At 73.2% G+C, this 23,265-nt stretch carries 22 protein-coding genes; 16 read left to right on the forward strand and 6 right to left on the reverse strand.

All coding sequences use genetic code 11. The features are described from left to right. Window positions 1–37: 37 nt before the first annotated feature. The 3 genes from AAT21_RS30420 to AAT21_RS30430 all read left to right on the forward strand — a co-directional run bounded on the left by AAT21_RS30420 (window position 38) and on the right by AAT21_RS30430 (window position 2,597). Window positions 38–478 (forward strand): SRPBCC family protein, encoded by a 441-nt coding sequence (locus AAT21_RS30420; RefSeq protein ID WP_046780160.1) that lies wholly within the window; start codon window positions 38–40, stop codon window positions 476–478. 113 nt (window positions 479–591) lie between these two features. Continuing rightward, a complete protein-coding gene (locus tag AAT21_RS30425) occupies window positions 592–1,224 on the forward strand; it encodes a hypothetical protein (protein WP_046780161.1) in 633 nt (210 codons plus the stop codon). 125 nt (window positions 1,225–1,349) lie between these two features. Then, window positions 1,350–2,597: a M20 metallopeptidase family protein gene (locus tag AAT21_RS30430; RefSeq protein WP_046780162.1), complete on the forward strand. Its 1,248-nt coding sequence runs from the start codon at window positions 1,350–1,352 to the stop codon at window positions 2,595–2,597. A gap of 61 nt (window positions 2,598–2,658) precedes the next feature. Here AAT21_RS30430 and AAT21_RS30435 read toward each other — a convergent pair whose 3' ends face one another. Then, a complete protein-coding gene (locus AAT21_RS30435) occupies window positions 2,659–3,873 on the reverse strand; it encodes a hypothetical protein (protein ID WP_046780163.1) in 1,215 nt (404 codons plus the stop codon). A 204-nt stretch (window positions 3,874–4,077) separates the two neighbouring features. On the opposite strand from AAT21_RS30435, the gene AAT21_RS30440 reads away from it, so the two are divergent. From AAT21_RS30440 to AAT21_RS30465, 6 genes are all read left to right on the forward strand, one after another. Next, window positions 4,078–6,657 carry a molybdopterin-dependent oxidoreductase gene (locus AAT21_RS30440; RefSeq protein WP_046780164.1) on the forward strand — a complete coding sequence of 860 codons (2,580 nt, stop codon included), beginning with the start codon at window positions 4,078–4,080 and terminating at the stop codon, window positions 6,655–6,657. Continuing rightward, window positions 6,654–7,625, forward strand: coding sequence for an FAD binding domain-containing protein (locus tag AAT21_RS30445; protein ID WP_046780165.1), 972 nt, complete (start codon window positions 6,654–6,656; stop codon window positions 7,623–7,625). Before AAT21_RS30440 ends, AAT21_RS30445 begins: the two co-directional genes overlap by 4 nt. A 237-nt stretch (window positions 7,626–7,862) precedes the next feature. Continuing rightward, the gene (locus AAT21_RS30450; RefSeq protein ID WP_235439280.1) at window positions 7,863–8,492 is read left to right on the forward strand and encodes a ribosome-inactivating family protein; all 630 of its coding nucleotides are present in this window, start codon (window positions 7,863–7,865) and stop codon (window positions 8,490–8,492) included. A gap of 82 nt (window positions 8,493–8,574) precedes the next feature. Then, a complete protein-coding gene (locus tag AAT21_RS30455) occupies window positions 8,575–9,405 on the forward strand; it encodes a hypothetical protein (protein ID WP_046780167.1) in 831 nt (276 codons plus the stop codon). Beyond that, entirely contained in the window at window positions 9,402–10,178 is a 777-nt protein-coding gene (locus tag AAT21_RS30460) for a class F sortase (RefSeq protein ID WP_235439281.1), read from the forward strand. Before AAT21_RS30455 ends, AAT21_RS30460 begins: the two co-directional genes overlap by 4 nt. Before the next feature lie 162 nt (window positions 10,179–10,340). Continuing rightward, complete coding sequence (locus AAT21_RS30465; protein ID WP_046780168.1) at window positions 10,341–10,634, forward strand: WhiB family transcriptional regulator; 294 nt, start codon at window positions 10,341–10,343, stop codon at window positions 10,632–10,634. A 56-nt stretch (window positions 10,635–10,690) separates the two neighbouring features. On the opposite strand, the gene AAT21_RS30470 is transcribed toward AAT21_RS30465, so the two are convergent. After that, entirely contained in the window at window positions 10,691–10,981 is a 291-nt protein-coding gene (locus AAT21_RS30470) for a hypothetical protein (RefSeq protein WP_046780169.1), read from the reverse strand. A gap of 644 nt (window positions 10,982–11,625) precedes the next feature. Between AAT21_RS30470 and AAT21_RS30475 the strand changes: the two genes are divergently transcribed. From AAT21_RS30475 to AAT21_RS40110, 3 genes are read left to right on the forward strand one after another with little or no spacing between them, the layout of a single operon-like run. Continuing rightward, window positions 11,626–12,153, forward strand: a complete 528-nt coding sequence (locus tag AAT21_RS30475; RefSeq protein ID WP_046780258.1) for a DoxX family protein — start codon at window positions 11,626–11,628, stop codon at window positions 12,151–12,153. 26 nt (window positions 12,154–12,179) lie between these two features. After that, window positions 12,180–12,782, forward strand: a complete 603-nt coding sequence (locus AAT21_RS30480) for a TIGR03086 family metal-binding protein (protein ID WP_046780259.1) — start codon at window positions 12,180–12,182, stop codon at window positions 12,780–12,782. A 37-nt stretch (window positions 12,783–12,819) separates the two neighbouring features. Continuing rightward, window positions 12,820–13,155 (forward strand): DUF2716 domain-containing protein, encoded by a 336-nt coding sequence (locus AAT21_RS40110; protein ID WP_046780170.1) that lies wholly within the window; start codon window positions 12,820–12,822, stop codon window positions 13,153–13,155. On the opposite strand, the gene AAT21_RS30490 is transcribed toward AAT21_RS40110, so the two are convergent. Beyond that, window positions 13,145–14,275 (reverse strand): NADH:flavin oxidoreductase, encoded by a 1,131-nt coding sequence (locus tag AAT21_RS30490; protein WP_046780171.1) that lies wholly within the window; start codon window positions 14,273–14,275, stop codon window positions 13,145–13,147. The two genes, AAT21_RS40110 and AAT21_RS30490, sit on opposite strands and share 11 nt — an antisense overlap. A 197-nt stretch (window positions 14,276–14,472) precedes the next feature. Between AAT21_RS30490 and AAT21_RS30495 the strand changes: the two genes are divergently transcribed. Further along, a complete protein-coding gene (locus AAT21_RS30495; RefSeq protein ID WP_235439288.1) occupies window positions 14,473–14,940 on the forward strand; it encodes a MarR family winged helix-turn-helix transcriptional regulator in 468 nt (155 codons plus the stop codon). Between the two features lie 149 nt (window positions 14,941–15,089). On the opposite strand, the gene AAT21_RS37830 is transcribed toward AAT21_RS30495, so the two are convergent. After that, complete coding sequence (locus AAT21_RS37830) at window positions 15,090–15,302, reverse strand: hypothetical protein (protein WP_157879821.1); 213 nt, start codon at window positions 15,300–15,302, stop codon at window positions 15,090–15,092. Between the two features lie 390 nt (window positions 15,303–15,692). Between AAT21_RS37830 and AAT21_RS30500 the strand changes: the two genes are divergently transcribed. Both AAT21_RS30500 and AAT21_RS30505 read left to right on the forward strand, forming a co-directional pair. Beyond that, window positions 15,693–16,025, forward strand: a complete 333-nt coding sequence (locus tag AAT21_RS30500) for a hypothetical protein (protein WP_046780172.1) — start codon at window positions 15,693–15,695, stop codon at window positions 16,023–16,025. A 76-nt stretch (window positions 16,026–16,101) separates the two neighbouring features. Next, window positions 16,102–20,460, forward strand: a complete 4,359-nt coding sequence (locus tag AAT21_RS30505) for a CHAT domain-containing protein (protein WP_046780173.1) — start codon at window positions 16,102–16,104, stop codon at window positions 20,458–20,460. Window positions 20,461–20,563: 103 nt separating this feature from the next. Here the strand turns inward: AAT21_RS30505 and AAT21_RS30510 are convergent, their stop codons facing one another. Beyond that, a complete protein-coding gene (locus AAT21_RS30510; protein WP_046780174.1) occupies window positions 20,564–21,574 on the reverse strand; it encodes a helix-turn-helix transcriptional regulator in 1,011 nt (336 codons plus the stop codon). Between the two features lie 93 nt (window positions 21,575–21,667). Here AAT21_RS30510 and AAT21_RS30515 point away from each other — a divergent pair, with 93 nt between their 5' ends. Further along, entirely contained in the window at window positions 21,668–22,066 is a 399-nt protein-coding gene (locus tag AAT21_RS30515) for a VOC family protein (RefSeq protein ID WP_046780175.1), read from the forward strand. A 346-nt stretch (window positions 22,067–22,412) separates the two neighbouring features. Here the strand turns inward: AAT21_RS30515 and AAT21_RS30520 are convergent, their stop codons facing one another. Continuing rightward, window positions 22,413–22,829: a hypothetical protein gene (locus AAT21_RS30520; RefSeq protein ID WP_046780176.1), complete on the reverse strand. Its 417-nt coding sequence runs from the start codon at window positions 22,827–22,829 to the stop codon at window positions 22,413–22,415. Between the last annotated feature and the right edge of the window lie 436 nt (window positions 22,830–23,265).

Here is a 23,265-nt window from a genome sequence, read left to right on the forward strand (position 1 = left end):
CGAAGACCCCGCCCGTTCCCGAAAGACAGGACACCGCATGCACTCCATCGACACCACCGCCCCCGTCGTCGTCGGCCTCAGCACGCTGGTCGACGCCCCCCTCGCCACCGTCTGGTCGCTGCACACCGCCGTCGACGACTGGCCGGCCTGGAACGCCGGCATCGAGCGGGCGCACCTCGACGGCCCGTTGGCGGTCGGCACCCGCTTCACCTGGCTGACCCACGGCATGACCATCACCTCCACCATCCGCGACATCGTCCCCGGAAGGCGGATCGTCTGGGACGGGACCGTTCAGGGCATCGTCGGCATCCACGTCTGGACCTTCGAACCGACCGACGCCGGTGTGGTCGTCCACACCGAGGAGTCCTGGAGCGGCGACCCCGTCGACACCGCCGTCGATGAACTCACCATGGCCCTCCGGACGTCCCTGCAGAGCTGGCTCGACTGCCTCAAGGCACGCGCCGAACATCCCGCATGACGCCTCCACACCTGCCGACCGCGAAACCGCCGGGCACCCGACGCGCTCCAGGAAACCAAGGCCAAGGCCCCGACCCCGCGCACATCCGTTCCTCACCCCCGGAGAACTCCACCGTGACCACTACCGCCCCCGCCACCCTCCCGCCGGCCGAAGCCGGCACCACCGCGACCAGCCGAGCGGGCGAGGTCGACAGCCGCGCCGCGTACGCCGGCTTCGGACTCGCCTATGTGCTGGGCCACGGCGCGGCCGCCGCCTCCCACGGCGATTCGCCCCTGCTCGGCCTGCCCGACTGGCTCCCCATGACACTGCTCGGGGCAGGGCTCGTCACCGGCATCGTCCAGGCCACCCTGGCCGCACTCCGCGCCCAACGCGGAGCCCCCGCCCCCGACGTCCTCGCCGGCAAACTGCTCGGCACCGCCTGGATCGCCGCCTTCACCGCCCTGGCCCTCGCCATCGCCGGCCTGACCTCCGTACTCGACGCGCCGGAACTCCGGTCCGTCCTGTGGCCCGCCGGATCAGGCATCGTCGTCGGCCTGCTCTACCTCGCCGAAGGAGCCGTACGCCGCAACGTGCTGCACTACGGCCTCGGCATCTGGCTCGCGCTGACCTCCGGCGCGGTGCTCTCGCTCGACGCACCCGGCTTCTACTGGGCCCTCGCGGGCACGGGCGGCGGCGCCTACGCCCTCGCCACGGTGCTCGAAGCCCGCCGCCTCCGCTCCCTCACCCGTCCCGGGACTCACGACTGACACCGCGCGTACGCCCCCGGCGCGCCGGACGCGGTGCGCCGGCGTGGCGGGCGGATGGCGGGGCACCATGGCAGACGTCCCGAAAATCCATCACGTTCTTCGTGCGTTCCCGCGGAGGAGACGCCGTGCCCGTCCCGCCGGAAGCCTTCCAAGGGCTGCTCGCCGAAGCACACGCCGCCCTGCCCGGGATCGTGGCACTGCGCCGCAGCATCCACCGCCTCCCCGAGACCGGCACGCACCTGCCCCGCACCCAGCAGGCCGTCCTGGAAGCACTGGACGGGCTCGGGCTGGACCTGGCCACCGGCTCGCACCTGAGTTCCGTCACCGCACGACTCGAAGGCGCCCGGCCCGGCCCGACGGTCCTGCTGCGCGCCGACATGGACGCCCTGCCCATGACCGAGGAGACCGGTCTCGACTTCGCCTCCACCGTGCCGGGCGCCATGCACGCCTGCGGACACGACACCCACACCGCCATGCTCGTCGGAGCGGCCCGGCTGCTCGCGGCCCGCCGCGCCCTGCTGGCGGGCCGCGTCGTCTTCATGTTCCAGCCCGCGGAGGAATCCGGCGGCGGCGCCCGCCACATGATCGACGAGGGGGTACTGGAGACCGCCGAGGGCGGCGTCGCGGCCGCCTTCGCCCTGCACGTCACCACCCGGTTCGAAAGCGGCACCCTCCATCTGCGGCCCGGTCCCACCTTCGCCGCATCCGACGGGCTGCACGTGACCGTACACGGCCGCGGCGGCCACGCCTCGACCCCGCACCGGGCCCTCGACCCCGTTCCCGTCGCCTGCGAGATCGTCCAGGCCCTGCAGTCCATGGTCACGCGCACCGTCGACGTGTTCGATCCGGCCGTGGTCACCGTGGCCTCGGTCCACGCCGGTACGACGAGCAACGTCATCCCCGAGACAGCCGAGATCCGCGGCACCTTCCGCACCCTCACCCCCGCCACCCGGCAGCTGGTGCGCGACGGCATCACCCGCGTCGCCCACCATGTCGCCGCCGCCCACGGGGCGCACGCCGAGGTCAATCTCACCGAGGGCTACCCGCCCGTCGTCAACGACCCCGCCCGTACGGCCGCCCTCCACGACGCGGCCGCCGCACTCCTCGGCCCCGGCCGGGTCCACCACCTGGCCGAGCCGTTCATGGGCGCCGAAGACTTCTCGTACGTCCTGCAACGGGTGCCGGGCGCGATGGCGTTCCTCGGCGCGTGTCCGCCCGGCGTGCCCCCGGCGCAGGCCCCCGACTGCCACTCCAACCGTGTCGTCTTCGAGGAGGACGCCCTGGCCGTCGGCGCCGCCGTCCACGCGGCCGCGGCCCTGCGGGCCGGCGTCCTTCCCGAGCACGCCGACCCGGACGCGGTCCCACGCACCTGACGGCACCACGGCACCACCGCGCCGCGGCAGGGTGTGGCGCGGGCCCGCCCGGCAGCTCCGCTCAGTCCTGCCAGTAGAACAGCAGCGTGCTGACGTCGAGCGGCTCGCGCGCCCCGAAGCAGTAGACGCCGAGGCCGGTGACCCGCACCGCCCCCGTGGTCCCGTCGATCCAGCGGAAGCCCGCCGCCTCCAGGGCCGCCCGGGCGGCCGGGTCGTCCTCGTGGTCTCCGGCGAACGGCCCCAGCGTGCTGATGAAGACCTCGTTCCCGCCATCCTCCCCGTACCCGATCACGTGGTACGTCCCGTTCCCCTGGCGGTGGGCCTCGCCGCAGGAGAGCGGGGTACGGGGCGCCAGCCCGGCCGCGGCCAGCGCCGCCGTCGCCAGGGCCAGTTGCCGCTCCTGGTCCGGTGGCTGCGGGGGCTCCGTGCACAGGACCTCGATCCGCCAGCGCGGGTCGCTCTGCTTCTCGCACTCGTCCGCGTACTCGTGGACGATCACCCGGCGCAGCTCCTCGTCCAGGCCCGCCACCTCCACCCTCGGGCGTCCCAGCGACTCGTACACGGCGCGGGTCCGGGCCGCGTCGCCGGTCAGCCGGTGCAGGGCGTAGGCGGCCCACAGCGCGGCGTCGGCCGTCGGAGCCCCGGCCAGGTAGGCGCGGATCCGGTCAGGGACGGTCAGCAGCGACTGCGCGTAGTGGGCCACCCCCGGGTCGGGATCGGCGAGCGCGTCGATGACGTCCTCGCCCCGGCGGTCGCGCATGCGCACGATCGCCGCTCGGTCCTCCGGCCGCCCGCCCGCGAGTTCGGCCAGCACCGTCTGCGCCCCGTACCGGTCCACGAGCGTGTCCAGTCCGGCCTCACCGGCCGCCCGCCGGGTCCTCCAGTGACTGAACGCGAAGGTCGCCAGCTCGGCCGCCGCCGTCAGGTCTCCGAGACCCGCACGTGCCCGGAGGACCTCCTCCTTCATGCCGTACGCCTCCTCGTTCCGCCGCTCCTCGTGCCGGAGCCAGGGCAGGAGCTCGCCCCGGTCCGCGACGAGACCGAGCAGGGCCTTGCGCACCGACCCGGTGTCCCCGGTGTCCCGGACGCAGGCGAGCAGTTCACCCACCCGGGCCTGCGGCACCCGGCCCGTCAGCGCGTCCACGCAGGCCATCCGGCGCCACCACGGCTGCGCCGGGTCGACGGCGCACCGCGCGACCCGGTCGGCGTCGTAAGCCCGCAGCCCGGCGGTGTCGATCCGTCCGGCCTCGGGAGTCAAGGTCTCGATGTTCGCCATCCCGGGATGCTAGTGCTGTGACCGGAGCAACGGCCGACCCGTACCGCTCCGCGGCCCGGGCCCCGCAGCCCCGTCCCGCGGCATCGGGCCCGGGCGCGATCGGGCCCGCGCCGCACTGCGCCGGCCCCGACACCGGGATATCAAGGAGGCTGACGGCGAGCGTGGCCCAGGCGGCCACCATCCCACGGCGGAGGAGTACGTCTCGTGGAGTTCGAGGTCAATGGCGTCCGGCGGACGGTCGACGTGGACGGCGACCCCGCCGCCGTGGACGTGGTCCGCGACCGGCTGGGCCTGACCGGCACCAAGCTGGTCTGCGCCGGCGGCGTGTGCGGGGCCTGCACCATCCAGGTCGACGGGGAACCCCGGGTGTCCTGCCTGACCCCGGCGGCCCGGCTGGCCGGGCGGCGGGTGACGACGGCGGAGGGCCTGTCCGGCCATCCCGTGGCACGGGCCTTCGCCGCCGAGGACGCCCTCCAGTGCGGGTACTGCACCCCGGGCTTCGTCGTCGAGGCGGCCGCCTTCGTCGAGCGCCGGCGCGCCCTGCACGGCACCGCCCGGCCGGGACGCGAGCAGATCGCGGAGGCCCTGGCCGGCCATCTGTGCCGCTGCGGCGCCTACGAGGGGATCTTCAGGGCGGTGGCCGCGGCCTGCGCCGGCGACCACGACACGGCACCGACCGGCTCGGCGCCCAGCGGCGCGGGGGCAGCGGCGGTGCCGCGCGTCGAAGCTCCGGAGAAGACCGACGGATCCGCCCGCTACACCACCGACCTGCACCCCGACGGGCTGCTGGAGGGAGTGATCATCCGCTCCCCGCACGCGCACGCCCACGTACGCTCCCTGGAGGCCGGCGACCTGCCGTTGGTGCCCCTGCTGCCGCCCGACGGCGTGGTGCGCTACGTCGGGCAGCCGGTCGCCGCCGTCGCCGGGACCGACCGGGCCGGGGCACGGGCGGCGGCCGCCCGCGTCACCGTGGACTACGAGGTACTGCCCGCGGCCCTGGACGCACGCCTGGCCCGCACCGGCGAGGGCCCGCCGGTCTACGAGGACAAGGCGTCCCGCAAGCGGGCTCCCGGATCCGGGGAGACCCCCCAGCTGGTCCCCGCCCGCTGGCGCGGCAACCTGCGCGGCCCGTCCGCCATGAGCAAACGCCCCGCCGTCGCCGTACGCCGCATCCAGGAGGCCCGTACCAAGTACCCCGAAAGGGTCGTCGAAGGCGTGTTCACCACCGCCGCGCAGACCCACACCCCGCTCGAACCGCACGCCTGCCTCGCTCATTGGGCCGACGGCACCCTCCACCTCCAGGTGTCCACGCAGTCCGTGAAAGCCGTCGCCGAACTCGCCGCCGAACGCTTCGGCCTGCCCGCCGAACGGGTGGTGGCGCGGGCCGTCCACGTCGGCGGCGGCTTCGGCTGCAAGATGGGGCTGACCACCGACGTCGTCGCCGCGGCGGAGCTGGCCCGGCTGCACGGCGCCCCCGTCCGGGTCGTGCTCGACCGGGACGAGGAACTCACCGACGGCGGATACCGGCCCGCGAGCCGGATCCGGCTCGCGATGACCGTCGACGCGGCCGGCGACCTGAGCGCGCTGGCGATGGACGCGGACAGCGACGGCGGGGTCTCGGTGGGCGGCACCGTGGCGGCCCTTGCCCGGTTCATGTACGGCAAAGCCCCGCGTCGGCTCCGGGACTTCGACACCGTCACCCACCGGCCCCCGGGCGCCCCCTTCCGCGGCCCCGGCGGCCCCACCATGTGCTGGGCCCTCGAACAGGCCGTCGACGAGATGGCCCACCGGCTCGGCCAGGACCCGATCGCCCTGCGCCGCCGCTGGGACGGCAACCCCAAACGGCACGCCCTCTACGACCACGCCGCCGCACTGCCGCTCTGGTCGGGCCGCCGCGGCGGCACCGGACGCTTCCGCCGAGGCGTCGGCGTCGCGGCGGCCAACTGGCTCTACCTCCTCGACCCCGTCACCGAGGTCGAACTCGCCGTCGAGGACGGGATCGTCGTCGCCCGCTGCGCCGTACAGGACATGGGCACCGGCTCGCGGACCGTGCTGCGCCGCGCCGTCGCCGACGCACTCGGCCTCCACGAGGCGCGGGTGCGCGCCGAGATCGGCCACAGCGACACCGTCCACGGTCCCACCTCCGGCGGCAGCCGCACCACCCCCTCCCTCGTACCCGCGGCCGCGGACGCCGCCGCCCGGCTGCGCGAAGCGCTCGGCGGCTCCGACGTCGCCGCCCGGCTCGACGCCGCCCACGGCGTACGGGTGACAGGGCGACGCCCCCGCGACCACCGGGGCTTCGCCCTCCCCTTCACCCTGGGCGGCGTGGCGGTCGGCCGCGGCTTCACCGGCTCGGTGCAGGTCGCCGAGGTCGAGGTGGACACGCGGCTCGGCCGGATCCGCCCGCTGCGCGTCTGGAGCGGTATCGCCGCGGGCCGCATCCACGAGGACCGGCTGGCCCGCAGCCAGTGCGAGGGCGCCGTCGTCCAGGGCATCGGCTACGCCCTCTACGAGGAGCGGCGCACCGACCCGGTCACCGGCCGGGTGCTGACCGACAACCTGGAGGACTACCGCATCCCCGGGATCGGCGACACCCCGGAGATCACCGTCCACTTCCACCAGGAGGGCTTCGACCACGTCCCCGGCGGCGGCGTCGGCCTCGGTGAGATCGCCACCCTGCCCACCGCGGCGTGCCTGGCCAACGCGGTCCACGACGCGACCGGCTGGCGCCCGTACGACATGCCGATCCGCCCCGACCGGCTCCTGGAAGGACTGGGTACGTGAGCACCGAACGGCCCGACCTCACCGACCTCACCGACCTCTCGGCCGCCGTACGGGCCCGCGGCGGGGAACTGCGGGCCGGCGGCACCGACACCGGCGCCCGGCAGCGCAGCGGCGTCTCCACCGGGCCGTTCACCGATCTCGACGGTGTGGCGGACCTGCGCGGCACCGAGCCGCTGCCCGGCGGCGGCCTGCGCATCGGAGCCCTGACCACCCTCGCCGAGCTGGCCGCCGATCCCCGGGTGCGCGCCGGCTGGCCGGCCCTCGCCCTGGCGGCCGGGACCGCGGCCACCCCGCAGATTCGGGCCGCCGGCACCCTGGGCGGCAACCTGCTGCAGCGCAACCGCTGTTGGTACTTCCGCAACCCGCACATCAGCTGCCTGCAGAAGGGCGGCGCGGGCTGCCCCGCGCGCGAGGGCGACCACCACTTCGGCGTGGTCTGCGGAGGCGGTCCCTGCATCACCCCGCATCCGTCCACCCTGGCGACGGCCCTGCTCACCTACGACGCCGAGGCCGAGATCCACGACGAAGCGCCGCGCAGCGTCGCCGACCTGTACGGCGACGGCGACCGCCTCCACCACGCCGACCACCTGCTGCTGCCGTACCGCGTCCTGACCGCAGTCCGGCTTCCCGCGCCGCTGCCGGGTGAACGCGCCGCCTACCACCGGGCCATCAGCCGGGCCCACGCCGAGTGGCCCCTGGTCGAGGCCACCGCCCGGCTCGCGCTCGACGGCGCCACCGTCACGCACGCCGCCGTCGCGGCCGGCGGGGTGGCACGCGTCCCGCTGCGCCTGCCCGAGGTGGAAACCGTGCTGATCGGCCGCGAGGCCACCCCCGGGACCCTCGCCGCGGCGGCCGCGACCGTACTGACCCGCTGCCGGCCCCTGCCGCAGACCGGCTACAAGACCACGCTGTTCCGCGACACCGTCCTGGAGGCGCTGGAACAGGCACTGGACGGGGCGGCGCGCTGATTTTTTGGCATCACAGGCCAACTATTCGCCCGGCCGCCGCCAGGAGGACTACAAAGGTCGAGACCGAACCGAAACCGAATCCGGAACCGGGGAAGGGGGCCACCCCTCCCGTCGGTGACCGGAACGATGTATAAGGCGGTGGATGCGCGTGCGTGAGTACAGCAAGGTCGAACCGAATCCGTTCAGATTACTGACGAGGAGTCCGGCCCCCGGCTCCTCCACCTGATGCAGGCGGCCATGCTGAAACCCGTGTCGTTTTCCTCGGCGTACGCATCGGTGGACGAGTATCGGCTCCTGACGTCGACCATCCGGTCGAGAGCCGCAGATGCTCACGGTATTTTCAGCATGGCCGGCCCGGGGGACCGGGGTAGATCCCAGCTCCCGCTCCGTATTCAGCTCAGTGGTTTGTTCATCGAGCTCTACGTCGAGCTCCGCCTGCCCGGCGCAGGCCCTCGCATCATCGGATTCCGCAACACTTTCGAGAACGGCCAGGCCCCGCCGGAGGCGTACGTCCGCCACGTGCGGGACTCGCCTGCGCCGCCCGGCATCAGCCGTACGCAGGCACTGCCGTTCGGCGGCCGCCGCAGGGACCTTGAGGCGGCCGCGGGCGTGCGGCTCCCGGGGCTCCTCCTGGGACGCCGCCCCCTGGGCGACGCGGTCATGCGGCTGCACCGCAACCGTGATCCGAAATCCACCGCGCACGGAATGCTCGTGCTCTCGGTGATGCTCTGCGAGGCGGCCCGATTCCCCGCCCTGGCCGATGCGATGTCACGCATCTGGATGACCGGGGGAAGGCTGCCGGACGCAGTGGGCGCCGAAAAATCTTCAAAAAGGCACCCATCCACAGGCGTTGGGGCGCCGAAGTAGGAACGAGACCCTTTCCGGGGCTCGATTCCACCCCGTACGATCTGCGATTCCCGTCCTGGGGATCCACGGAACAGGAGCGAATGTGATAGTCAAGCGCGCCGGTCGCCACGTGGTTCTCGCCGCCGTACCCGCCGCCGTGTTCCTGACCCTCGGTCTTTCCGGACCAGCGCTCGCGGAGGGCGGAAAGGCGTACCAGATCGATTTGGCGCAGCTGAACAATTCGGGCTCCCGAGGCACGGTCATGCTCAGTCTCAAGGGAAATCAGCTGACCGTACAGATCGAGTCCGAGGGCATGGTGCCCGGTTCGCCCTCGGCCCAGCACCTCCACGGCTCGACGAAGGGGCACGACTTCAAGTGCCCGGACGCGAGCGACGACACCGACCGCGACGGCATCCTCAACAACACCGAGGCCACGCACGACTACGGCGACATCAACATCTCGCTCACGACGACCGGTGACACCAAGCCCGCCAGCGGCCTGGCCGTGGATCGCATGCCCGTCGCCGACAAGAAGGGGAAGATCTCCTACAAGCGGACCATCACGGTCGGCCAGGACGTCGTCGACCACATCAAGGACCTGCACGTCGTACAGCACGGTATCGACCGCAACAAGAACGGCAAGTACGACTTCGAGGGAGCCGGCAAGAGCGAGCTCGACCCGAAGCTGCCCCAGGAGGCCACGGCCCCGACCAACTGCGGAGAGGTCAAGGGCGCGGCCGTCGGATCCCTCCCCGTCGGAGCCATCGAGACCGGCGGCGGCACCCCGGAGAGCGCCTCCGTGCCGGTGACGGTCCGCGACGGCGTGGCGATCACCGTGCTCGCCGCGGCGGCCGGCGCGGTGGCGCTGTCGCGCAAGCGGGCCTCCGCGGTCCCCGTCCCCGTCCGCCGGGAGAACACCGGGGGCGGCGCGTGAGGCCGACCCCCGAACCCGGCACGGCGCCCGTACCCGGCGCGACCGCCACGGCCACCGGGTGGAGCCGCCGCCGCACCGTACGCCCCCTCGCCGCCGCCGCTCTCGCCGCGCTGCTCCTCGCGGGCTGCGGAGGCCAGAACGCGGCGCAGCCCGCCGCCCCGGACGGGCAGGCCGGACAGGGGCAGGCCGCACAGGGCGCGGCACCCGATGCCGCGGGCGCAGCCCCCAGCGGGAAGCCCGCCGACGCGTCGAAGAACGGTACGGACGCAGGCTCGGCCACAGGCGGCGGGACGGGAGCGGGCCGGGCCCAGCCCGCCCTCGCCCGCTCGGAGCCGCAGAAGATCACGATCCCGTCGCTGGGCGTGACCAGCACCCTGGAAACGCTGAAGCAGAACGGCGACGGCACCATGCAGACCCCGAAGGACCCCGCGCTCGCGGGCTGGTACGAGCCGGGCCCGACGCCCGGCTCCGAGGGACCGGCCGTGATCGCAGGGCACGTCACATGGAACGGAGCGGCAGCGGTGTTCGAGAAGCTGAAGACGATGAAGGGCGGTGACACCATCAAGGTGACGCGCAAGGACGGCAAGACGGTCACGTTCACGGTGGACAAGGTCAGCGAGTACCCGAAGGCCGAGTTCCCCACACTGGAGGTCTACAAGAACCTCGACCACGCGGGCCTGCGCCTGGTCACCTGCGGCGGAGAGTTCGACCCCAAGAAGCACTACTACAACAGCAACGTGGTCGTCTTCGCCCGGATGACGGGCGCCGCATAGCCGCATAGCCAGCCCGGCAGGGCCGTGAAGACGCCCGTCGGCCGCAGCCCCCCACTGCGGCCGACGGGCTCCCGCCGTCGACCGCGTCACCCCGGACGTTTCATCCGGCGGATCGTGAGCAGGCGAGCCTTCGTCATCACCATCCCACGGAAGGAGCAAGCAATGTCCGACGTGTCGCGACTCCCGGGCCTGGCCGAGCACCACTGGGCGTGGCAGGCGGAAGCGGCCTGCCGGGGCCTGGGCTCGCGCCGGTTCTTCCACCCGGCGGGAGAGCGCGGTGAGGACCGCGCCGCCCGTGACGAGGCGGCCAAGGAGGTCTGCGCCCGGTGCCCGGTGCGGGAGGCGTGCCTGCGGCACGCGCTGCGCACCGGTGAGGCGTACGGGGTGTGGGGCGGGCTCACCGAGGAGGAACGCCGCCAGCACGCTGCCCGCCGGAGCGTGGGCGCGGCCGCCTGACGGGCGGTACCGCACGGCACCGCCCGGCAGCACCGGCTCGCACTGAGGATCGCGGTTCAGGGCAGACCGGCGCTGAGCGGCAGGGTCGCTCCGGCACGTACGGAATTGATGACCGCGTCGTGCAGGGCGCGGCTCGCCTCCTCACTGGGGCACGGGACGGGACTTCCCGCAAGGGGAAGCCAGTCGGAGGCCCCGCTGTACTGCACCGTGACGTGCGCCATGCCCTCGACCTCGGTCCATGTGGTGTGGATGTCGAGCTCACCGGTGAGGACGGGTCCCGCTTCGCCGGTCATGACTCCGTTCCGGCCGGCGAAGATCCCGCGAGTGGTCCATGATGCCCAGCTCATCCGGCCTCCTTGCCGCACTGCGCGCAGTGCACTGCACTCTTCGTCCTGCCAGTGTGAACGCGTCGGCCCTCCCGCGCCCTGTGGACGCGACGGCGCCCTGCCGCGACACCGGATCGGGTGTGGAATACCGGTGTGCGACGGCGGCCGAGGCACACCGAGGGTCGCCCTGCGGCCCGATGCGCGGCGCTGTCGCATCGTGGCTCCGGACGGGCCGACGGGTATGGACCTGCTCCTTTCACCGCTGGCCACGCCGCCACGGTGGCCGGCCGGCCCACCTCGGCCGACGAGGTCGTCAGGTGGTGCGGACGGCAGGAGTGCCCCCTGTCCCCGCGGACGGTCACCGGCTGGCACCGGGATGCCGACGTCCGGGCCCACGTCCTCGTCGAGGCCGGGGCGGTCGTGGGCTATGGAGAGCTGTGGCTCGACGACGAGGAGGACGAGGCCGAACTGGCCCGGCTCATCGTCACGCGTCCGGCAGCACCGGCCCGCGCCCGGCCGGGCTGCCGCCCGTTCGGCGGACTTGCGGGGCGGCGCGGGGTCGTTGCGGCCCCGACGGGATACGAATGTCGTCACCGACCGATCACCGACCGATCACCGACCGACCCGACACGACGGCCGGGCCCGCCGCCTCCAGGGAGACCTCCATGAGCTGCATCAACCGACGCGACCTCGCCCTGCTGGCGCTGCGGGCCGGGACCGGAGCCGTACTCATGGCGCACGGCACGCAGAAGCTCTTCGGATGGTTCGGCGGCGCCGGCCTCGACAAGACGGCCGCCGCGATGGAGCACATGGGCTACACCCCCGGCCGGCAGAGCGCCCTCGCCGCAGGCCTGGGGGAGACCGGCGGCGGGGCGCTCCTCGTGCTGGGTCTCGCCACGCCGGCGGCCGGCGCCGCGGCCGCGGGAGCCATGGCCGGAGCCGTGGCCGTCCACGCCCCGGCCGGCTTCTTCGCCCAGGGCGGAGGGTTCGAGTACCCGGCCTTCCTCGGCTTCACCGCCGCCACCATCGGCCTCGCCGGGGCGGGCCGCTACTCCCTCGACCACGCCACCGGCCACACCTTCGACCAGCGGTGGATGCTCGCCCTGGCCTTCGCCACGACTGCCGTCGCGGCGGCAGCCGTGGTCACGAGGCGCGCACGCAACCAGTCGGACGACGGCGCCGAGGAGGAATGAGGAGAGTGCCCCCGGAGGAGCAGACGATGACCGGTACGCCGTCCGTCGATCTCGCGGAGCAGACCCGGATCGTGTCCCGCCTCGCTGCGGAGGTGCCGGACACCGGGCTGGCCGGCCCGACGCCGTGCCCCGAGTACACGGTGGGAGGCCTGTTGGGCCACCTCACGGGCCTCGCCGTCGCGTTCCGTGACGCCGGCCGCAAGGACCTCGGCCCGACGACCGACACGGCACCGGACCCGGCCGGAGTGTCCCTGCCCGCCGCCTGGCGCGAGGAACTGCCCCGGGTCCTCGGCGAGCTGGCCGAGGCCTGGCAGGACCCGGCGGCCTGGACCGGCATGACCCGGGCGGGCGGCGTGGACCTCCCGGGCGAGGTCGCGGGTGCGGTGGCCGTGGACGAGCTGGTGATCCACGGCTGGGACCTGGCCCGGGCGACGGGCCAGGAGTACGTGCCCGACGGGGCCGCGTTGCGGCTCTCGCACGCCTTCCTCCTCGCCGCAGCAGAAGAAGGGGACCGCGGCGGGGGCATCTTCGGCCCGGTCGTACCTGTCCCGGACGACGCCCCGCTGCTGGACCAGGCGGTGGGACTGTCGGGACGGCACCCCGGCTGGGTACCTCCGACGGCGCCGTGACCGGCTGCTGGAGGCCGGCTTCACCCCGGCCACCACCGTGCGTTCCTGTCACTGGCACCCGCCGGGCGTCCCCGAACCCGTCCGCCCCGCGCAGTTCCACGACTGGCTCCACGACTGGCTCCACGACAACGAGCCGCTGTGGGACCGCTTCCCCGCAGCCTTCGACTTCAGGCCCAGTGCCGCGCACCGGCCGGCGATCACCGAGCCCGCCCCGTCGGCCCTCTGGCACCTGCACTCCCGCCACCGGGTCGTTTCCGACCTCCCGCGGAACTCGACACGATCGTCGAACGCCCCGCGTTGCCGGCGTACCGACGTCGCGGGGCGTTCGAGGGCCGACGCTCAGGACGGCCACCGGCCACCGGCTACCGGCTGAGCGACTTGAGCGCAGCGGCATCGTACGGCTTCAGCTCGTCGAAGCGGTTGCCCAGGACCTTCGCCGCCCACTGCGGGTCCTGGAGCAGCGCCCGGCCGACGGCCACCATGTCGAACTCCTCGCGCTCCATACGGTCCAGGAGGTTGTCGATGTCGCCCAGCGCGGCGCCCTCGCCGACGAAAGAGCGGAGGAAGTCGCCATCCAGGCCGACCGAGCCGACGGTGATGGTCGGGCGGCCGGTGAGCTTCTTGGTCCAGCCCGCGAGGTTGAGGTCCGAGCCCTCGAACTCCGGGAGCCAGTAGCGCCGGGTGGAGGCGTGGAACACGTCGACACCCGCCGCCGCCAGCGGCGCCAGAATCGCCTCCAGCTCCCCCGGGGTCTGCGCGAGCCGGGCGTCGTAGGCCTCCTGCTTCCACTGCGAGTAGCGGAAGATCACCGGGAAGTCGGCCGGTACGCGTTCGCGGACCGCCGCCACGATCTCCGCGGCGAACTTCGTGCGGGCGACCGCGTCGCCGCCGTACGCGTCGGTGCGGCGGTTGGTCCGCTCCCACAGGAACTGGTCGAGCAGGTAGCCGTGAGCGCCGTGCAGTTCGACACCGTCGAAGCCGGTCCGCACGGCGTCCGCGGCGGCGTCGGCGAACGCGCCGATGACGTCGTCGAGATCGGCGGCGGTCATCGCCTTGCCGGTCCCCTCGGTGCCGTCCACGCGGATGCCGGAGGGGCCGACGGCGGGCGCGTCGGCGTACGGCGCCTCGCCCTGCTTGCGCACCATGCCGATGTGCCACAGCTGCGGCACGATCGTGCCGCCCGCCTCGTGCACGGCCGCGGCGACCTTCGCCCACCCCGCCAGCTGCTCCTCGCCGTGGAACCGCGGCACCCGGTCGCTCTGCCCGGCGGAGTCGTGACCGACGTAGGTGCCCTCGGTGACGATCAGGCCCACGCCGGCGGCGGCCCGGCTCGCGTAGTACGCCTGCACGTCCTCGCCGGGCACGCCGCCGGGGGAGAACATCCGCGTCATCGGCGCCATGGCGATGCGGTTGGGGACGCTCAGGCCGTTCAGGGTGACCGGACGGGACAGGATCTCGGCCGCGCGGGAGGCGGTGGACGTGGTGACGGTCATGAAGGTCCTCCGGGTTGAGGCTGTGGCTCGTCGGGGCGCGACGAGAAATGCATGATACACATGCTGTGTATCATGCATATTGCGGCCCGTGGGTGGCAGCTCGCGGCAGGAGGAGCCCCGCCGGTCCACGGGGCGGCGATAATGGAGCGCCGAAGGGAGCGGGAGGCGCAGTGCTGGAGAAACTGGAACGGGAGCTGATGCTGCTCTCGCGGCACCAGGTGCTGGCCCGCCGTGAGCGCGACCCCGAGCGCCTGGAGCGGTCCGCGTATCTGCTGCTCAGCCGGATCGACACCCAAGGTCCCATGTCCATCGGGCAGTTGGCGGAGGCCTTCGGGCTCGACACCTCGACCGTGAACCGCCAGACGGCGGCGCTGCTGCGCTGCGGACTGGCCGAGCGCGTCGCGGATCCGGACGGCGGGATGGCCCGCAAGCTGCGCATCACCGCCGAAGGCGGTCGCCGGCTCGCCGCCGACCGTGAGGTCAACCGTTCCTGCCTTGCCCGGGTGGTCGCCGACTGGTCTCCCGAGGAGGTGCGGGAGCTGGAGGACGTCTTGGTCCGCCTCAACCGCAGCGCCGAGTCCCTCGAAGGACGGTTCTGGCCGCGCACGGAGGCCTACGACACCTGCCCGTCCGACCCCCGGCCGACCGCACCACGAGCCACGTAGCGACCGCCGGTGTCCGGTGGGGAACGGGCGGCGCCCCGGGCGGCCGGCTGGACCGCTGAGGTCCGTTCCCGGGGCGCCGACGCCGGCGCGGCCGTACCGTGCGGGTCCTGCCGGTGGATCAGTGCAGGTCGACCTGGTCGGCCCTCGGGTCACACCGTCACGTGGCCGCCGCTGTTGGCCTTGCCGGCAGGCCGGACGGTGCGCTCGGCGGCGCTCGTGAACGTGCCGGCGTTCGGTGCTGTTGCGGCCTGGCCGAGGTCCGCGTCCGGCACGCTCACCCCGTGCGCGTTGGGGGCCGGGTCGTCGGCTCGGGTCGCACCGGGTACGAGACCTGCACTGCTGCGGAAGCTACGCGCCGACAACTGCCGAACCGTTGATCGCACGGGTATCGGCTCCTGTCTCGCGGGGGAGGGGAACGGCGGGACCGGTCGGCCACCGACGCGCCGGTGATGCGGTGCACGCGTAGCGGCTCGGGCCGGTACAGGGCACTGGCACGGGCCGCCCGGACGGGAGCGTTGTCGCAGGTGCGGGCTGGCCCAGGGCACTGCCCGTGTCAGGGGAACCAACCTGGTCCCATGGCCCGGGCGGTGGCGGCCGAACCGCCGACACTGCCAAGGCTGACGTTCAACCCCTGTACCCGTACGAAGGGTTGATTCACCAGAGCCCGCGTGGCGGGGGTCCGATCCGGCTACGGTGGTGGCCGGTACCGGGGCGTACGCGGGATGCCCCGACGAACAGGGAAGGCACGCGCCGTGAACGAACACGACGAGGCGGCAAGGCTCCTCGGGCTGGACGAGGACGAGCTGCTGGGTGAACTCGGCGCGATCCTCTCCGGTCAGCCCACCCGGGACGGTGGCGAATCCGATGCCCGTGAGGGCGGGCGGAACTGGTTTGCCGTCAACAAGGCGCAGCTCCAGCGCCTCGTGTGCGGCAATCCGGCAGCCCGGAGCCTTCGCGCCGACACCGGCGGCGTGCTCGTCCTGGCCGAGATCCTCGGCGAACTGCTGGGCCTCCCGGCGGCACTCGCCGCCGCGACCTACCTCCTCAAGCGCGGTCTGCACCGGCTCTGCCCCGATGTCCCCTGACACTGCCCCGGCTATGGCGAGCGAGCCCGGCAATCCCGGACATGCGGACAGCAGTTCCGGACTCAGCGCAACGGACATGAACCTCACCAGTGCCAGTGCCAGTGCCAGTGCCCGGGCAGAGGCGGACGGTGGCGGCGAAGCACCGGCACTGGCAGCGGAACCGGCCCCGACCGAAGCCGTACCGCGGGCCCGCGCGGAGGACGCGTCGTCCACCTTCCGGCTGGTGGTCGCGGGTTCGCTGGAGCCGGAGCACTCCGGTCCCACCATCGCCCTCACCCTTGCCGAGGACATCGACCGGCTCCTCGCCGCCGACTGGGACACCAGACAACGGATGCTGGCCGAGCAGCCCCGGCTCGTGCACCCCCGCGTCGCCGCCGCCTGCGCCCCGCGCGAACCGTTCCTCGCCCTGGTCATCGACCGGGCCGCGGAAGCCGGACTGGAGCGGGCCGTGGCCGAACTGCCCGCCGGTGCATCGCTCCAGGCCTGCCTCGATGCGCCCGAACCCCCGCCCCTGGAACGCGCGGAGGCCGCCACCCGGCTGGCCACCGGGCCGGTGACCGCCCACGGCGCCCGCTGGCTGGCCAGTCTGACCGTCGAACTTGCGGAACGCCTCACGGCCGAGCCCGACCTGCCCGACGTGCCCGTCGCATCAGGCTCCGGGGCCGGCGCCGGGCCCATGACCTCCACGGCCGTCGGCGCCCCGCACAACACGGGCGGTGAGGACGACGGCGACTCCACTCCCACCCTTGAGGATCCCGACGAGCCGGTCGGCGTCGCCGGTTCGCCCGGCCTCCGGCAGGACGTCCTCACCGCCCTGGCCGTCCTGTTCGACGTGGACCGCGGCTGCCTCAAAGAGGCGGGACGGCTGACGGATACCGACTGGGAAGAGGTCTGGGCCGAGCTGGCGCACCTCCCTGCGGACCCGCTCGAACTCGCCCAGGCGGCCGAGGTGTGGGTCCAGTACCTCGCTCTCTTCGCACCGCAGGCCCCTGAGGCCGGCTGGGCCGCCGACCTGCGCGACCTGCTGCGCGCCACCGCCCACCGCGGGCCGGAACGGGCCGTCGAGGAGCACCGGCTCGTCCTCGCGGCACAGGACGCCTGGAGCGACGAGGACCATGGCTCCCCGCAGTGGCTCTCCGGCGCCGCCGACACGGCGAACACCCTGCTCGGCCACTGGTCCCGGTACGGGGCGGACTGGGTTCTGGGCCACGCCGTCGCCCTCTCCCGCGACGTGGTCGCCGCCGCACCCGCGGACCACCGGGAACGCGCCGATCTCGTCGCCGACCTCGGCAGCGCCATCGCCGAACAGGTTCAGGCCGGCCTCGCCCCCGTCGGCGACCTGGAGGAATCCCTGGACCACGCGCTCGAGGCGGTGCGGCTGACCCCGCCCGAAGCGCCGGGTTGGGGGACCTTCGCGGCCAACCTCGGCTACCGGATCAGCCTCGCCGTCGATGCCGGCCTGCGACCCGCCTCCGCGCTGCGCGATGCCGTCCAATGGCAGCGCAAGGCGCTGGCCGCGGCGCCCGCCCCGGACGAACGACGTCCCCTGCGGGCCTCCATGCTGGCCAGCCGGATCTCCGAGGCCGTCCGTGCGGGTGAGGGCACACCGGCAGACCTGCAGGAAGCCATCGTTCACGCGGAGGAGGCAGTCACCCTCTCGGCCGCCCTCTCCGCCATCCACTCGGCGAAGGCGACCGTCACAGCCTCCGCCGAATCCGCCGAATCATCCGAGCCCGCCGAATCCGCAGACACCACCGGCACCACCGGCACCGCAGATACCACAGGCACCGCTGACAGCGTGGACTCGGCCGAGGGCCCCGACCGTAGCGGCACGTCCGGCCGGGCCATGTACGAGATCAACCTGGCTCTGGTGCTCGCCGAAGCCGTCGAGGTGGGAGCCCGCACCACGGACGACCTGCCGCGCGCCGTCGCCCTCGCCCGCTCCGCGCTCGACCGGCTCCCCCCGTGGCATCCCGACCGCCCCGGATACCTCGCCAGCGCTGCGACCGTGCTGGGCGAAGCCGTCAACGCAGACGCCGAGGCCGCCGAGAGCCTGGAGGAGGCCCTCGCCTGGCAGCGGGAGTCCGTCGACGCCACCCCCGAGGATCACCCCCACTACGCGTCCCGGGTGAGCGGCCTGAGCAACCGCATCGCCCACGCCGTGCTCGCGGGTCTACGGCCGGCCGCCGGATACGCAGAGGCGGTACGACTGGCCAGGATCGCCCTGGAGCACACCCCGCCGGGCCACCCCGACCGCCCCTCTTTCGCATCCAACCTGGGTGCCGTCGTCGAGGAGGCGGTGCAGTTCGGGGCGCTCCCCGACTCCGCGATGGACGAGGCCCGGGAAGCGGCCCGCGAGGCGTACGACTCGGCCCCCGAAAGCGCACCGGCCCGCATCGGCCACGCGTCCAACCTGGCCACCCTGCTGGCCGCCGGACGCCGCCCCGAGGACTACGACGAGGCCCTGGCGCTGGCCAGGTACTGCGTGGCGCACGTACCCGAAGGCCACCCCGCCCGCCCCACGCACCTGTCCAACCTCAGCTCCCTCATCGCCGACCTCGTGCGCGAGGGCGTGGTCGAGCCGAACGACCTCCCGAAGGCCCTGGCGGAGGCGATCGAGACGGGTGAGCAGGCCCTGGCGGGTACGTCGGAGGCCAATCCGCGCCGCGCCGCCCACGAGTCGAACCTCGCGACAGCGCTGGGGCTGGCCGTACGGCGCGGCGTCGCCCCGCCCGAGCGGCTCACCGACGTACTGCGGCTGGCGGCGGCAGCCACCGACCGGACTCCGGCCTCCCACCCGGACCGGGCCGTGTACCTCACCAACCTCATGCTGGCGCTCGAAGAAGCGGTCAAGGCCGACGTGCTGACGGGCCGGGAGGCAGCGGACCGTGCCAAGGCAGTGATCACCGACTTCCGGCAACTGGTGCTGTACACCGTCTCCAGCCCGGTGCAGCGCGAAGCGGTCCTGCGGACCTGTGAGGGCCTGGTCGCCGTGGCGACCCCGCTGGTCACGGCCGGCGCCGGGGCTGCCGAGGGGATCCGGGTCGCCGAGGGCGTACGGAACCTGGCGGTCGGCGCCGACCGGATCCCCGACCTCCCGGCCGGTACGGTGCCGCCCGAACTGTCCGCCCGCCACCGGGCGGCGGTCGAGGCGCACCGCAGCGCACAGCAACGGTTCGCCGCGGGCCTGGACGACTTGGCGGGCACGGCAGGGCCCCAGGAGGAACTGACCGCCGTACTCGCCGAGATCCGCCGGAGCCTCCCGGACGGCGGCCCGCCCCAGCCCGGTGACCTCCCGACGCTCGCGGAACTCGCCGCCCACCTGCCGAAGGCCTCCACGGCCGTCTACCTGGTGCCCGGCGCGGAGGACACCGACGGACGGGCACTGCTGCTCGACCGGGCCGGGGCCGTACGGCAGATTCCGCTGCCGGGGCTGTCGGAGGAGCGGGTGGGCGGCTGGGTGAACCGGCTGCTGGAAGGGCCGCACCACGCGCTCGCCGTCCAGGGACTGCTGTGGGAGGTGGCGATGGAGCCCCTGCTGCGCGCCGTCGGCACGGCACCCGGCGAGGTAGGCGGCGCGGCACCCGGCGAGCCCGACGGCACGGCCGACTGGATCCTCGTACCGGTGGGGCACCTGAGCATGCTGCCGGTCCACGCGGCCGGGACCCCCGAGGAGTGGTTCGACGACCGCGTGGCCGTACGCGTGGTGCCCTCCCTCACCCAACTCGCCCCACCGGCCGCGCCACCGGCGTCGGGTGCGCCCCTCGTCGCGACGAGCGGCGCGGCGGACCTGCCCTTCCTCCCGGCCGACCGGGCCGTGGCCGAACACCTCCTGCCGCCGGCCACCGGGCCCGCCGCGGTCGTACGGGCCCGGACCCGCGACGACGCCCTGACTGGGCTGGCCGAGGCGCCGTCGGCCGTGCTCGGAGGTCACGCGCGGCACAGCCTCCGCGACGGGGCCGGCCTGGACCTCGACGACGGCCCGGTCACCGCGGAGCACCTGTGGCGCCTGCCCGTGCGCGACCGGGACGTCGCCTTCGTCACCGGCTGTTCGTCGGCGCAGGTCGCCGGGACGCTCGTGGACGAGGTCGTCGGGCTGCCCAGCGCACTCCTGCGAGCGGGCTTCCGTGGGGTCTTCGCGACGCTGTGGCCGGTGTCCGACGCCACCGCGTTCGTCACCCTGGCGCACCTGCTCCAACTGCGCCGGGACCGGCCCGACCTGGCTCCGCACCTGGTGCTGCACGAGGTCCGGCGCACCCTGAGGACCCTCACCACCCGCGAACTGCGAGCATGGTTCACGGAGTTGGGATCGCAGCTGCCGGTACCGCCGGACACGACCGCACGTCTCGAGGCCTTTCTCGCCCCCTACGGCAGAGGCGCCACCCCGCTGGCGGACCCCAAGGACTGGGCGGCGTTCGCCTACGTGGGCCGCTGACGGCGCGACCGTGGAGCCTGCCGGCGCGGGGCGGGGCTCCGCGCAGCCCACCACCAGACCTCTCGACGGCGTCGACCTGATGGCACAGTCCCCCTGTGCCATCTCATGACAGCGGTTCCTCGCGGTCATGCTCGGCGGCGTAGGACGTGAGGCGATCGGCGAGCGCGATGACGAGGTCGCGGAGTTCACCGGGGCGCTCGATGACGAACGGCCGGTCGAGTGAGGCGAGTACCGGGGGCAACCAGTCGAGCCGCTCCGCCCGCAGCTCTACGCGCAGCCAGCGCTCGGTCGCGCGGTCCACGCCGGCCGCGGACTCGTCCTCCTCCAGGCTCGCGACGCCGGCCGGAAGGTGGGCGCGGATCTGCTCGACCGTCCCGTGGATCCGCAAGGTCACCTCATGCCGGTATTCGGCGGTGGCGAACCCTGACAACACGCGCTGTGCCGGACCGGGACCCACCGGCGCTTCGAATGAGCCGGGCAGGGTCCGCGCATCTGCGATGCGGTCGAGCCGGAAGGTCCGGTCCTCGCCGATCTGGGCGGCCTTGCCAGTGACGTACCACCGGCCCGCATGGGTGACGATCCCGTACGCGTGCAGCGTGCGTTCGCTGCGCCGTCCGTCACGGTCGGTGTAGCGGATCGATACCGGTCGGTGGTGGCGCACCGCATCGGCGATCGTGAGCAGGACCCCAGCGTCCGGGGTGTCGAACTCGCCGGGCCGGTCCGTGAAGGCGAGCGTTTCCAGGAGGGTGTCGAGCCGACGGGCGATGCGCTTGGGCAGCACCCGCCGGATCTTCGCCGACGCCGTCTCGCTTGCCGTGCGCTCCGTCGTCGTCAGCCCTGCTCGGCGGCCCGCGACCAGGCCGAGAAGCACGGCCAGCGCCTCGTCGTCGCTGAGCATGAGGGGAGGCAAGCGGTACCCGGGAGCCAGCCGGTATCCGCCGTAGCGGCCGCGCACCGATTCCACGGGCACGTCGAGGTCGATCAGCTGGTTCACATACCGGCGCACGGTGCGTCCTTCGACGCCGAGCCGGTCGGCGAGTTCGGCCACCGTCCGGGTGCCGCCCGACTGCAGCAGCTCCAGGAGTGTCAGCACGCGGCTGGTCGGTCGAGGCATGTTGGCAGCCTAGCGCGAATACAGGACCGATTCTGTCCCCTATTTCTCCTAGCCTGCGACGAGCAAGCCTCCAGCACAGCCAAGGAGATTCCCATGGACTTCGTCTCGATCCGCATCATCACCAGCGACGTCGCACGCCTCGTCGACTTCTACGAGCGAGCCACAGGGGCGCGGGCGACGTGGGCCACCGAGGACTTCGCCGAACTCCGGACCGCGGGTGCCACCCTGGCGATCGCCGGCACCCGCACCGTCCCGCTGTTCGCCCCGGGCTCTGCCCGGCCGGCGGACAACCACAGCGTGATCACCGAGTTCCTCGTCGACGACGTGGACCGCGTTCACCAGAATCTGGCCGGCTTCGTCGCCGACTTCGTCACCGAGCCCACCACGATGCCCTGGGGCAACCGGTCGTTGCTGTTCCGCGACCCCGACGGCAACCTCGTCAACTTCTTCACCCCCGTCACCCCGACGGCCATCGCAAAGTTCGCACGCTGACGCCACGCACAGCCGCTCACGCGGGAGCCCTGAGATCCCAGGGCTCCCGGTGAACGCGGTCGACCCCCGAGAATTGAGCTCGGAGCGGGAGGTGCTGGGTCCGTGCGGGGCGGTGTGATCACGCCCGAGGGCCCGAACCCGGGAGCCGACGGGTTGCGCGAGGCCATCCGGGGCGTCCTCGCGGAGTCGACCAGCAGACTGCCCTCGGGGTCGATGCGCGGTGGTCGCTCTTCCGCCTCCAGGGGCGGGCCTCCGGTGGAGCGGGAGAAGCCCCAGTAGGAGGCGATGCTGACGCTCAGTGTGGCTTCGAGGAGCTTCGGACGTATCCCTTCCAAAGCCCGGCGAGCTATTCCGAGGTCTCGCCGGTCGTGCGGTGAAGAACGTGCTTGTCGAGGACGATGGTGTTGCTGCTCCGGACGGCGCCGTGGAGGTCGGCGAGATTGCCGTCGAGGTGGATGGTCTTTCCCTCGGTGCGGTATGTGCCCGTGTTCACGCCGATCCTGAACGCGGGACAATCGTCCAGGTTGCAGATCACGTTGTTGATCTGCTCGAAACGGCCGTCCGCGGTGAAGGTCAGCTTCTGGATATAGAAGGTGATTCCCGGGCGGCTCTTGTCGACGGGCTCGGTCCATTGCCCTGTCAGCCGGGCATGGTCTGCCGCCGGTGCGTCGGCCCCCGCCTCCTGGGCGGCAGCAGAGCCACTGGTGGCCGTCATGGCGGCCAGGAGAACGGCGCCCAAGGCTAACTGGATGGTCGTCTTCATCTGTGCGTTCATTCCTTGTTCGTCAAGTCCGTGGTCCGGAGGGGATGCAGCACGGGCGGCTCGCGTGACTGGGGCCAACACCCCGCTTCGATGCATGCCGCTGGACGGATCCGTACTGAGTGTCTCGGCGTTGGCCGGCACGACCGTATCTGTTCAGGTGCCGGCCCCGTTCTGCCTCGACAGCGACTACGTCTCGTTCTGGGTCCTCTCCGGACGCAGTGAAGACTCCACGCCGGCCGCAGGTGCAAGAGTGACCGGACCCCGTGCATCATCCGACGTGGGGAACACCCGCGGTCACTGAATGGCTGAGAGTCACAAGCTGTACGGGGCACACCCCGCCTCGGCGGGGCTTGCCCGAGGTAACTGGCACACCTCCCCGAAGGACTCCGTCCCCTCCAGGTGGGCGCGCCCGGCCATCGGCCGGGCGCGTCGTGTC

It is taken from the genome of Streptomyces yangpuensis, assembly GCF_001005295.1.
GTDB lineage: Bacteria > Actinomycetota > Actinomycetes > Streptomycetales > Streptomycetaceae > Streptomyces > Streptomyces yangpuensis.